Annotated in this window: 7 protein-coding genes; all 7 read left to right on the top strand. The window is 37.5% G+C overall.

Annotated features, from left to right (window positions below; genetic code table 11):
- The first annotated feature begins 22 nt into the window (after positions 1 to 22).
- Positions 23 to 3,181, top strand: a complete 3,159-nt coding sequence (locus KDU71_RS09990; RefSeq protein ID WP_212190343.1) for a glycoside hydrolase family 2 TIM barrel-domain containing protein — start codon at positions 23 to 25, stop codon at positions 3,179 to 3,181.
- A 38-nt stretch (positions 3,182 to 3,219) separates the two neighbouring features.
- Positions 3,220 to 4,914, top strand: coding sequence for a glycoside hydrolase family protein (locus tag KDU71_RS09985; protein ID WP_212190340.1), 1,695 nt, complete (start codon positions 3,220 to 3,222; stop codon positions 4,912 to 4,914).
- Positions 4,915 to 4,953: 39 nt separating this feature from the next.
- Positions 4,954 to 7,923, top strand: a complete 2,970-nt coding sequence (locus KDU71_RS09980) for a glycoside hydrolase domain-containing protein (RefSeq protein WP_212190339.1) — start codon at positions 4,954 to 4,956, stop codon at positions 7,921 to 7,923.
- A gap of 25 nt (positions 7,924 to 7,948) precedes the next feature.
- Positions 7,949 to 10,291 carry a glycoside hydrolase family 95 protein gene (locus tag KDU71_RS09975; RefSeq protein ID WP_212190337.1) on the top strand — a complete coding sequence of 781 codons (2,343 nt, stop codon included), beginning with the start codon at positions 7,949 to 7,951 and terminating at the stop codon, positions 10,289 to 10,291.
- Positions 10,292 to 10,533: 242 nt separating this feature from the next.
- Positions 10,534 to 11,352, top strand: coding sequence for a LytR/AlgR family response regulator transcription factor (locus KDU71_RS09970; RefSeq protein ID WP_212190335.1), 819 nt, complete (start codon positions 10,534 to 10,536; stop codon positions 11,350 to 11,352).
- Between the two features lie 155 nt (positions 11,353 to 11,507).
- Positions 11,508 to 11,876, top strand: coding sequence for a hypothetical protein (locus KDU71_RS09965; protein WP_212190333.1), 369 nt, complete (start codon positions 11,508 to 11,510; stop codon positions 11,874 to 11,876).
- Positions 11,877 to 12,013: 137 nt separating this feature from the next.
- Positions 12,014 to 12,874: an alkaline phosphatase family protein gene (locus KDU71_RS09960; protein ID WP_212190332.1), complete on the top strand. Its 861-nt coding sequence runs from the start codon at positions 12,014 to 12,016 to the stop codon at positions 12,872 to 12,874.
- Positions 12,875 to 12,926 lie beyond the last annotated feature (52 nt).

The following is a 12,926-nucleotide window of genomic DNA, read 5'->3' as shown; positions in this document are numbered from 1 at the left end:
CCATATATAAACGTTGATTATTATGAGAGTATCCGTCGTTATATTGTTCTTTTTAGTTTTTGGTTTTTGTCTAATTGCTCAGGTTCCAGATTGGGAAAATCCTCAAGTCATTGGAATTAACAAAGAAGCTTCACATGCTACTTTTTCGCCATACAACAATAAAGAATCAGCTCTTCTACAGGCTGAGAGTGTTAATGAGCTGTCACTCAATGGTCAATGGTTGTTTTGTTGGTCCCCAGATCCAGACAGTCGTCCGGTAAATTTTTATAAAAACGATGTGCAAACAAGGGATTGGCAAAAGATTGAAGTTCCTGGTAATTGGCAAACCCAAGGATTTGGTATCCCGATTTATACCAATATTACTTATCCATTTAAAAGGAATCTGCCATATGTAACGGATGAACCCAATAATAGCTATAGTTCCTATAAGTTGCGAAACCCTGTTGGTTCCTATAAACACTTCTTTGACTATCAAGATAATTGGGCGGATAGAATTCTCTTATTAAATTTTGATGGGGTTAAATCAGCCTTCTACTTATGGATCAATGGACACAAGGTGGGCTATAGCCAGGGTAGTATGACACCTGCTGTTTTCGACATTACAAAGTACGTTCATAAAGGCCAGAATAGCATTTCTGTTGAAGTTTACAGATGGTCTGATGGTAGTTACCTGGAAGATCAGGATATGTGGCGTTTGAGTGGAATTTTCAGAGATGTGAAGATAATTTCAAGGCCAAATGTTTATATACGAGATATTCAGGTAACAACCAAACTGGAGGATAATTACACAAAAGCAACACTCGAGATCCAGAGTGAATTGCTTAACAAAGCAGAAGGTAATAGTGGCAAAGGTTCCTTGAGAGCATCGGTATACGATGCAAATGGTAAGCAGGTTAGTGAAATTTCTGTTCACCCACTAAAGAAAATACCAGTTGGTGAGATAAATAGGCAGTTAATGAGCCTGAAGATTGAGAAGCCAAATTTGTGGAGTGCTGAATCACCCTATTTATATACACTGTTAATTGAACAATTGAATTCAAAGGGGCAGATTTTAGAAGTACTTCCTATAAAAGTAGGTGTGCGTGAAGTGAAAATAATAAATGGGATTTTTACCGTCAATGGAAAAGCGGTTAAATTAAAAGGCGTTAACCGTCATGAGCATCATCCGCGCACTGGAAGGTATGTGGATGAACAAACTATGCGTAAGGATATTGAACTGATTAAACAATGCAACCTCAATATGGTGCGCACAAGCCACTACCCCAATAGTCCTTTATGGTACCAATTGTGTGATGAATATGGGATATATTTAATGAATGAGGCCAATCAGGAATCACATGGATACAACATTGGTAATAAAGAATTAGGTAATAACCCTAATTGGAAGAAAGCCCATGTAAACAGAGCAGCAGCAATGGTGCATCGTGACAAGAATCATCCATCTGTTATAATTTGGTCACTGGGCAATGAAGGAGGAAAAGGACAAAACTTAAGAGCAATGGCGGATACAATTCAAAGGGTGTTGCCCAATGCGATTGTCTTTTGCGATAGTGATTTGGATGTATCTGATATGTTGGATGTATCATATGTTCACCCTGATAAAGTTCGAAATATAGCTGAAAAGCAGAAAGATCGTCCCATATTCATGAGAGAGTATGCTCATGCCATGGGTAATTCACTTGGTAATTTTGCAAAATACTGGCAAGTTATTTATGATTTTGAGCACATGGCGGGTGGAGCCATATGGGATTGGGTTGATCAGGGAATTGCACGAAAGAAGGATGGTAGTCGTCTTCAATACATATCAAAAGCTTCTCAGTTGTCGCTTGAAGCTGATGAATATTGGGCAATTGGGGGTGATTTTGGTGATCATCCGAATGATAAGGAGTTCTGTATAAATGGGTTGGTTGGTCCTGATAGGATTCCTAATCCTCACTATTTTGAGGCTCAAAAGGTGCATCAATATATTACTTTTGAGCTTGATACTGCCCAAAAAGAAAACCTATGCATAAATAATCATTATCACTTTACAGATCTTGAAAACTTTTGTTTTCATCAACTCTTGTTTCGTAATGGTCATTTGGAGGCTAAAAGCAAGATTGAACATGTCAAAGCGTCGCCTGGTGCTTCCTGGAAGGGTTCTCTTGTGATACCTGAATTTGCAGATGATAAGGCCGAGTATACGATGGTTATTGAAGCTGCATTAAAGGGAAATAATGCATGGGCTTCAAAGGGATTTGTTGTTGCAAAAGAGCAGTTTGTACTGACGCCTTATCCGTTCGATAATGGTCTGAATAAAGTGGATGATGGGAAGTTGATTCTTCGTAAACAAGCCGGGCGACTTATAATTGAAGGTGCTAACTTCAAATGTGAAATTAATCGTACTAATGGCTCAGTTCAGAATTTGGTGTCTGATAATCAGCGATTATTAATGCGCCCATTAGAACCGTACTTCTGGAAGCCACCAAATGATAATCAGCAGCGCAATAACTATGATCGTCGAATGAGCGATTGGAAGGACCTCATGATGGATGCTTCAATAGTCGATGAACAGATTCTAATGGATAAAAGTAATAGGTTGATAACTGTTGTTTATCGGCTTAAGCCCCGGAAACTGGATATTCAGGTTGAACTAAAATATGTACTTAATACAAATGGTGACTTGCAAGTGAATATGCATTATACTCCCAATGACAAGCAAAGTAGTATGCCAAAGATTGGGTTTCGTTTAGCCATTCCACGAGAGTACGAAAAATTGAAATGGTATGGAGCCGGGCCCCATGAAAATTATCCGGATAGGAAAGAGGGAGCATTAATAGGTATATACCAGATGAATCTAGAAGACTATATGGTACCGTACATTTCGCCACAGGATAATAGTAATCGGGGTGACGTGAGGTGGATTAGTTTTAATGATAAGCAACAAAGACAATGGCTGGATATAAGTGGTATGCAACCATTTAATGTAAGAGCATGGTCATGTTTGGAAGAGGATATTGAAAGCGTGGAGCATCATTTTGAAGTAATGGAACGCGATTTTATAAATATTAATATTGATTATAAGATTCATGGTGTAGGTGGGGATGATTCATGGGGTGCAAGGACTCATAAAGAATATTGGGTGGATGGAAATCGCGAATATCAGTTTGGATTTGTTATCAAATCAGGAAAAGATAACTGAAGTTGAATAGCTGACAGATTCATTCAAAGCCTATTTAAATGAAGTTAAAAAATAAAACAGATATAGAAAGTATTATGACTTTAAGAAGAAATTGGTGGATACCAGTAATATTATTTAGTTTGATTGCTTCAGTTGACGCACAAATTATTGAACGCGAACGGCCTGCGGAGTGGAAGAGCCTTGTTAAAGGAGGACGCTTTATGGATCGCTTCTTGCCCATTCCAACTAATGGAGAACTTACGGCAGATACCTGGGGGGCTGGTGATGTGGTTCCTCGATACGTTGATAACGGATTAGAAGAGGATGAATATTCCTATTGGGGAGGTAATGCGATTAAAGATAATATGGGTGTTTACCATTTGTTTGTTTGTAGATGGCCTGAAAGTGCCGAAAAGGGGCATATGGCTTGGCCCGATTCGGAAGTGGTTCATGCTATTGGAACAAACTCATTGGGGCCATACACTGTACAACAAATTATTGGTAAAGGCCATAATCCTGAACTATATAAATTAAATGATGGTCGTTATGTAATTTATGTAATTAGAGGATATTACATTTCTGATTCGTTAAATGGCCCATGGGAATACAAGCAATTTCAATTCGATCGTCGGGATAGAAATGTGCACGATGGTTTATCAAATCTAACTTTTGCTAAACGGGAAGACGGTTCATACTTAATGGTGTGCCGAGGCGGTGGCGTTTGGATAAGTCAGACAGGTTTATCACCATGGAATCAGGTAACACAGAAAAGCGCTTACCCTTCTGTTGAAGGACGGTTTGAAGATCCTGTTATCTGGAAAACCAATGTTCAGTATCACATGATTGTAAATGATTGGTATGGACGGATAGCATACTACCTTCGCTCGAAGGATGGAATAAAATGGAAGGTTGAACCGGGTGAAGCCTACATGCCGGGTATAACTACTTATACTGATGGCGTAAAAGAAAACTGGTTTAAATATGAGCGTATTAAGATGTTGCAAGATGAATATGGCAGGGCAACACAGGCACACTTCGCAGTTATTGACACCATTAAATGGAACGATTTGGCCAATGATAACCACAGTTCAAAGCATATCTGTATTCCACTAACGGTCGGTCGACTAATGACTGTTTTGGATAATAGTAAGATTCATGCTCAAACCAAAACTATTAAAGTAAAGATAATGGCTGAGGAAGGATTTAATCCTCATACCGATATCAAGCTGGAAAGTTTACGTTTAGGTGCATCTGAGAAAGTTAATTTTGGAGGCGGGTGTAAGGTTATTGATTCTCGCATCGATGGTAATGATCTAATTTTAGTTTTTGATGCTCAGGGTAATGGTGTGACAGACGATAATTTTGTTATTAAACTTGTTGGTGAGATGTCCAAAGGGCAGTTATTATTTGCTTATGCACGCTTACCGTGGGTAGACTATTTGGAGCCAGCTCTTTCAGCTCGTTTGCCAAAAGTGCAAAATGATAATAATCAAATGAGTTTATCGATTGAGGTGCAAAACTTTGGGCAACAAAGCTCTTGTGAAGCAAAACTGAGTGTATTTGAAGATACAAAAAATGGAATTGTTGAACTTGTTTCTGGATCAATTAAGCAGATTGAACCTTATGAGAAAATCCTTATGAACCTGCCGTTGGATAAAAAACTGGAAAAAGGGATGAGGCACTTAATTGTTAGAATTACAGAACATGAAAGAACGATCGAAGAGATTACCGGAGAGGTGTTTGTGAATGAGTAGGATGATTTAATTAGGATTTAAATATAAAAAGTAGACAAAATGAGACAGTTAATTTTATTGATTTCATTGATTGCACTGACACAATGCACAGTTACAAGTCAGGTGGAGCAGATACCATATTCAGTACCAAAAACACCTTGGGCTGATTATTATGGTCATCACCGCGCAGTAATACAGGTTGATGCGCCTGCAGATGTTGTTAAACTTGATCTGCTTTGGCGTCGTCATGATGCCAATCCAGAAAAGAAAAAGTTTGTTATTGTAAATGCTGAAACAGGTGACACAATTAAAAATATTCATAGAATAGCAGTGGATAATGAGCGCTGTAAGATTGCTTTTGGTCCTGTTCAAAAAAAAGGAACCTATTATTTCTATTATGCGCCTTTTAAAATACAAGAGGAGTATGGATTCTATAATAAGGGTTACTTAAGGCCAGAGAGTGCATCAGTAGCTTGGGTGAAGGATAATAAGCTTTCTGATAGTAGTGTGCTTCAGCAACTTCCAAATGCTAATGTGGAAGCCATCCAGTCCCGCACCCAATTTGATAGTTTCTATCCAATGGAACTTATTCCTACAAAAGCAGAAAAATCGAAATTTTTAGCTGATAAGAATGACGATTATATAATCTTTTCAGAAGATAGAAAAGATCCGATTAGAATGCTGGATGAAATACCTGTGAAGTGGATTATCGAAGATAAAGGACTTGACTTTGAAGGAAAGGCAATGCAAAATGAATATTATGCTTTTCAATTAGGTGTTTATGCCTCAGCTAAAGATGTTAAAAACATACAGGTGCAGTTCTCGGATTTAAAAAATGGTAATCATTCAATTAGTAGTAATCAACTGACATGTTTTAATACTGGTGGTGTTGATCCGTTTGGAAAAACGTTTACAAAAACAGTGGATGTTGAAACTGGTAAGGTACAGGCTTTATGGATTGGCGTTGACATACCAGAAACAGCAAAAGCAGGTGTTTATATTGGAGAAGTAATAGTTACTTCTGATAATTGTAAACCTCAGGTAGCAAAAGTTAAAATAAAAGTTGAAGATGAGGTGCTGGCCGATCGCGGTGATAGTGAACCATGGAGACATTCTAGGTTAAGGTGGCTCAACTCGACTTTAGGTATTGATGATGAAGCAACTGGTGGTTACGAGCCAATTAAAGCCATTAATGATTACATGTACGATTGTTCAGGTAAAGTCGTTCGCCTGAATATGAATGGGATGCCAGAAAGTATGCAGGTGTATGGAACGGAGATATTAGCTGGGCCGATTGCTTTTAAACTCAAAACCCAAAAGCAAGAAGCCGGTTTGAGTGGAATGAATGATATAGAAGTACTTAAGAATAGTGCAGGTGTAATGAAGGGCAGATGGGAAGATAATGTAGCTGGTATTGAAGTACTAGCAGAAGGTACCCTGGAGTCTGATGGATATATGCATTACAAAATAAACTTAACTGCAACTGAAGACGTAAAGTTGGACGACGTTCGATTGGAGATTCCCTTGAAAAAGTCAATTGCTCGCTATATGATGGGTATGGGATTACCAGGAAGTAAAGTACCACAAAATCATCAGGCAAAGTGGAAAGGTCCACATGATAGTTTTTGGATTGGAGATGCTAAAGGTGGTATGTGGTGTGAATTACGCGGTAGTGAATACAACGGACCATTGTTAAATCTTTATCAGCCTGAATACCCCTTGAGTTGGGATAATGATGGTAAAGGTGGTTTTAAAATAGAAACACAAACATCACAGGTGAAAGCAATTTGCTACAGTGGTAAAAGGACTATTAAAAAAGGTGAATCTATAGATTTTGAATGGGCTTTCCTAATGACTCCTGTCAAGAAAATTAACTATGAAAGCCAGTTTGTTGACCGTTATTATCACAATGGTGGTGCTCCAATGCCTACTCAAGAAGACTTTGATGCAGGTGTTAAAATTATCAATGTTCATCATGCCAATGAGTATAATCCTCATATCAACTATCCATTTATAGCTGTTGATGAGATGAAAGGCTTTATAAATGATATGCATGAAAAAGGTCAGAAAGTTAAGATCTATAATACAGTAAGGGAGTTAACAAATTATACCACAGAAATATGGGCTTTACGTAGTTTGGGACATGAGATTCTGGGTGATGGTAAGGGAGGTGGCTACCCTTGGTTGCGTGAACACTTGATTGATGGTTATCATCCTCAATGGTATCAGTATTTCCCTGAAAAAAGTGCAGATGCTTCTATTGTTAATACGCCATCAGACTCTCGTTGGTACAATTATTATATTGAAGGATTAGCCTGGCTGGTGCGTAACGTAGATATTGACGGATTATATTTGGATGATGTTTCTTATGACAGACGTATTGTAAAACGCATGAGAAAAGTACTTGATAGAGAAAAACCCGGGTGTATTCTTGATTTGCATTCAAATACTGGTTTTTCAAAGGGACCTGCAACACAGTATACAGAGTATTTCCCCTATCTGGATAAATTATGGTTCGGTGAGAGTTTTCATTATGATCAGATGCCTCCTGAGAACTGGCTTGTGGAAGTTTCAGGTATTCCTTTTGGATTAATGGGTGATATGTTACACCGAGGAGGAAACCGTTGGTTGGGCATGCTTTATGGCATGACAGTGCGACATCCCTGGGTGACAGATGGAGTCTTATGCGATCCTCGACCTATCTGGAAAGTTTGGGATGATTTTGGCATTCATACTTCTGAAATGATTGGATTTTGGGAAAAGAAGCCATTTGTCACAACCAACAATTCGAATGTGAAAGCAACAGTTTATAAAAAGAATGGTAAAATTTTAGTGGCTTTGGGCAATTTTTCTGATAAAACACAAAAGTGCCAATTAAACATTGATTGGAATAGCTTGGATTTGGCTAAAGGAAAAGTAAGCTTAATGGCACCTGAAGTAAAGGATTTTCAGAAAGCGCAGGCTTTTAGAGTCGATGATACTATTACAATAGAGGCCAAAAAAGGGTGGATGATTATTATTTCCGAATAAACAGAATTTATTAAAATAAGTGTTTATGAAACAAGTGCTATTTACTTGCCTCTTTATGCTTTTCACAATAATTCAGATGAAAGGCACAGAGAAAGAAGGTGATAATCTAGAGCTTTGGTATACTGAACCAGCTCAGAACTGGATGACAGAGGCCTTACCATTTGGTAATGGGTATATGGGAGCCATGTTTTTTGGTGGGTTTGATACAGAGCAGATTCAATTTACTGAGGAATCGTTATGGTCGGGTGGACCAGGTTCTCATCCCAAATATAATTATGGTAATCAAAAAGGAGCATCTGAGTATTTGCCAGAAATACGTAATCTTCTCAGGCAAGGTCAAAACAGGGATGCCCATCGTTTGGCTTCAAAACATTTAACTGGAGTTATTCATGAAAAAGAGGGATGTGATTTCGGTGATTATGGGGCTCAACAAACCATGGGGGACGTGTTTGTGAAAGTCAAACAAAGTGATAGGGTTAGGGATTATTCTCGCACGCTGGACCTGTCAACAGGATTGGCACATGTTAATTACCTGGCTGGTGGTGTAAAGCATGAAAGAACCTTTTTTGGATCTTATCAGGATAAGGTATTGGTATATCGTTTTAAATGTGATTCAAAAACTGATTATGCAATTGAATATGTAAATCCACATAAAAAGTATAAAGAAGAATTTGCTGGTAATATCTTCAGATACCAAGGTGTTGTTACAGATAATAATATGAGTTTTGAAACATGCATGGTTATCGATACTGACGGCGAAGCGGCGTATGATGAAGGAGTAATATCCGTAAAAAATGCTCGTGAATTAATAATTTATCATACGGCAGCAACAGACTATATAATGGAATATCCTCATTATAAAGGAAATGATTTTGTTAGTCAAAATACAGCTGTTGTCAAGTCTATTATTAGTAAATCTTATAATAGTATCTTCGATGCATATTTAAAGGATTATCAGAGCCTATTTAATCGTGTAGAAATTGAATTAGGAGGAGAAAGAGAACGAAACAGTGTGCCTACAGACAAAAGGTTAATTGAATACAATCAGGGCGTGAATGATCCAGGATTGGAATCCCTTTACTTTCAATATAGTCGCTATTTAATGATCAATGCCTCTCGTCCGGGTACTATGCCTTTAAATCTGCAGGGAAAGTGGAATAATAGTACAAACCCTCCATGGGCTTGTGATTATCACATGAATATTAACCAGCAAATGTTGTATTGGCCAGCTGAGGTTACGAATCTTAGCGAGTGTCATTTGCCTCTTTTTACCTATATGGAAAGTCTTGTTGAACCAGGTAAGGTAACAGCACAGAATTATTTCAATGCCAGAGGATGGGTTGTTAATACCATGAATAATCAATTTGGCTACACTGCACAAGGTTGGGGACTTCCATGGGGCTTTTTTCCTGCCGGAGCGGCTTGGTTATGTCAGCATATATGGGAGCATTTTGAATTTACTCAGGATAAGGTATTCTTAAAGGAAGTAGGATATCCAATTATGAAGGAAGCTGCTTTGTTTTGGATGGATTATCTGGTTGAGGATAATGATGGTAACTTAGTTTCAATGCCATCCTATTCACCTGAGCATGGCGGAATATCTACCGGAGCATCAATGGATCATCAGATTGCATGGGACTTATTAAACAATTGTGTTCTGGCATGTGAACAGCTTAATGTGGACGCAAATTTCATGAAAGAAGCCATTGGTATTCGAGATCGTATTTGCCCTCCGCAAATAGGTAAATGGAATCAGCTTCAGGAATGGAAGGAAGATGTGGATGACCCCAATAGTAAACATCGGCATGTTTCTCATTTATATGCTCTTCACCCGGGCAAACAGATTACGGTTGAAGATACACCAAGATTAGCTGAAGCTGCTAAGGTTAGTTTAAATGCAAGGGGAGATAATGGAACAGGCTGGTCGCTGGCCTGGAAAGTTAACTTTTGGGCTCGTTTGAAAGATGGAGAACGTGCCTATCTCTTATTTCGTCGTTTATTAAAGCCTACTCAAGATGAAGGGTACGATATGCTATCTGGTGGTGGCAGTTATCCAAATCTGTTATGTGCTCATCCACCCTTTCAATTAGATGGTAATATGGGGGGATGTGCAGGTATTGCTGAAATGTTACTGCAGTCGCATACAGGTGTCATTGAGTTATTGCCAGCTTTACCACAAAATTGGCGCAATGGATCTATCAAGGGACTCAAAGCAAGGGGCAATTATGTGGTTGATATTAAGTGGCAAAATGGTCAAGTTGTTATCGCAATGATTAGTGGGCAGCCTGGGCAAGTAGGAAAGTACATGTTAAATGGTGAGGTTGTCGCTTTTGAACTACCTGATGAAGGCTATATCAGAATACAATAATTATAAATGATTTTTTGACAAAGAAGTCTGCAGAATCATTCTGTGGACTTTTTTGTTTTTAATGATAGTCAATATTGTTTGATGTAAGGAGGTGTTTATAGCCTGAAGGAGTACGAAGTAGTTTTCATTTAGTGAATTGATATAGGTTTTGTGCTGATTGATTCTTTTTTTTAAATAAATTTATAGATTGACACGTTGTTTTCAAAGACCTTAAATATTTTTGCAAGAATAAAAATGGTTAAATGAAGAAAGGTGCCTTGATAAACATAGAGCTGTCATTTTTTAATGAGTTACGATATCGGTTAATACATTTATTGGTCACATTGAGCCTTTGCACATTTTTACTAATAGGCCTCAAGGCATTTAATATGTCCGAATGGATTGCTTCACCATATTGGATTTCTTCATTAGGTATTAATGGGTTTATTCTGATTGGTGCTATTGTAATGAGTATATCTCAAGGAGGAATGTATTTCTTTGCAAAATCGCATTCTTTCAAACTTGGAAATTTAACGTTGTGGCTTTTCTCAGAGATTATTATTCTGACATTTGCATTATCATTTATTTATGGTGAGGAAGGGTATTCTTATGTCACCGAGTGGATTAATAGTTTTAAGTATGTTTTGTTGATAGTTATATTTCCCTATTTGTTTTCACTGCTAATTCTTTATGTTTTCACTGCTAATAAATCAGATACTAGGGAAGACATAAACAAAATTGAAATGTTTAATTTTAAGGACGAGAGAGGGCAAATTAAAATTAGTATTCGGCGAGATAACGTGCTTTATCTGGAATCAACAGACAATTATATTACCATTTTTTACCTTGAGAAGGGGAACGTTAAATCTGAAATGGTACGAAGCTCCTTGAAGATTGTACAGTCAGAGTTTCAGTCTCAGGGATTGCTACGCTGCCATCGTTCATTCGCTATCAATGTAGAAAATATTGACTGGATTAGAAAAGTAGGACGTGGTTATAAAATTAAAGTTAAGGAAGTGGATACTCTACTTCCCGTATCTAGAAGCTACACCCCACAGTTTATCGATATTCTGGATATGTAGAACCATTCATCCCTGATATGTTCCGTTTATCCCTTTAGTTTTTTACATTGCAATTACGTTTATAAATTTGTTTCTAACAGATTAGGAGGCATAGAAACTTAATTGTAATAGGCCATCTGAAATAATAGTTTTATAAATTTAAAAAGTAAGTTAGAATGAAAAGAGCGATGTTAATTTTTGTTTCATTGGTTTTAGTAAGTACAATGAACTTAAAAGCGGAAGGAATAGAAAAGGAAGTTATTGGTAGTTGGGAGTTTGATGTTGAGCATGCCCCCTATGAGTATCAGGTTGGAAAAGCAGTTTTTTTCAATGACAGCAATGAAATAAAGGTTAAGCTGGTATTTGAGTATGAAGATGTGAATGGTTTTGCATTAAAAATTGAAGGCAATAAAGTAAGCTTTAAAGTTGAGGTGCAATATGAAGAAGTTGAGGTGCAATTAGAGCTGAAAAATGGTCAATTAGCAGGTAATGCTGTTACCCCAGAAGGAGATATTCCCATTACTATGAAAAAAGCAAAAGGGTAAGCTATTGTCAATAAGAGTTTCGTTGCCCCTTTTTTTAAAGCGGGCAACGATATTTTGAGCTGGATTATGTATGATTAAACGTTGATATTAATTGAAATTAAATACCGTATACACGCGTAATTTATAAGTAGAGGAAGATGAAAAATTTATTTGTATTAATGCTGTTTGTTATATTGGGTTGTTATCACTCTAATGCAGGAAATAACAAAGTACTAATTATTGGGATCGATGGCTGTAGGCCTGACGCGTTAAAGAGAGCCAATACTCCCAATATTGATAGACTATGGCGCGAAGGTGCGTATTCTTTTTCGGCACAAACAGATCCTATAAGTAGCAGTGGGATTTGCTGGACCGGAATGTTAACAGGAGTTTGGCACCAAAAACATAATGTAGTAACTAATGAGTATAAAAATCCCAATATTGAAAAATATCCTCACTTCTTTAAGCGACTGAAGGAGTATAATCCTATGGCTAAAACCTACTCAATTGTGAATTGGAAACCCATACACAATATTCTTCAGGAAGGTGATGCCAACTTTGAGAAATCTCGATTATTTGATAGAACTGTTACAAAAACTGCTAGACAAGTAATCAAACGAGAGGATGTTGATGCTATTTTTATTCAGCTTGATGAAGTTGATCACTCAGGACATGTCAACGGGTTTTCACCTGATTCAGTAAAATATTTAAAAAGTATTGAAAAAGCAGATAAACGAGTGGGTACACTAATTAAATCGCTTAAGCAACGAAAGGAATACGATGGTGAAAATTGGTTAGTTATTCTCACGACCGATCATGGAGGAAGTGGTTATGAACATGGGAAAAACATTGATGAGCATACAACTATTTTTTATATCTTAAACGGAAAGGATGTTGAACAAGGTCTTATTAAAGATAAAGTTGATGTTGTAGACGTTGCCGTGACAGCTTTGCATCACCTGGGAGTACCAATAAAAGATGAGTGGGAGTTAGATGGTAAGGTGGCTGGATTGAATTAGATCAAAGTTAGATTCTAGCGTTCAGTTATCAAATTAGAAAATATTCAAGAAA

Origin of the sequence: Carboxylicivirga sediminis, assembly GCF_018156225.1 — a bacterium.
Classification (GTDB): Bacteria; Bacteroidota; Bacteroidia; order Bacteroidales; family Marinilabiliaceae; genus Carboxylicivirga; species Carboxylicivirga sediminis.
Note: the sequence above shows the minus strand (reverse complement) of the source record. Positions and strands in the feature narration are given on the sequence as shown.

What these genes read in the sequence shown, in the direction of transcription:
- KDU71_RS09990 (WP_212190343.1), top strand. Translation starts at nt 23, where the DNA reads ATGAGAGTATCCGTCGTTATATTGTTCTTTTTAGTTTTTGGTTTTTGT.
- KDU71_RS09985 (WP_212190340.1), top strand. Translation starts at nt 3,220, where the DNA reads ATGAAGTTAAAAAATAAAACAGATATAGAAAGTATTATGACTTTAAGA.
- KDU71_RS09980 (WP_212190339.1), top strand. Translation starts at nt 4,954, where the DNA reads ATGAGACAGTTAATTTTATTGATTTCATTGATTGCACTGACACAATGC.
- KDU71_RS09965 (WP_212190333.1), top strand. Translation starts at nt 11,508, where the DNA reads ATGAAAAGAGCGATGTTAATTTTTGTTTCATTGGTTTTAGTAAGTACA.
- KDU71_RS09960 (WP_212190332.1), top strand. Translation starts at nt 12,014, where the DNA reads ATGAAAAATTTATTTGTATTAATGCTGTTTGTTATATTGGGTTGTTAT.
- KDU71_RS09975 (WP_212190337.1), top strand. Translation starts at nt 7,949, where the DNA reads ATGAAACAAGTGCTATTTACTTGCCTCTTTATGCTTTTCACAATAATT.
- KDU71_RS09970 (WP_212190335.1), top strand. Translation starts at nt 10,534, where the DNA reads ATGAAGAAAGGTGCCTTGATAAACATAGAGCTGTCATTTTTTAATGAG.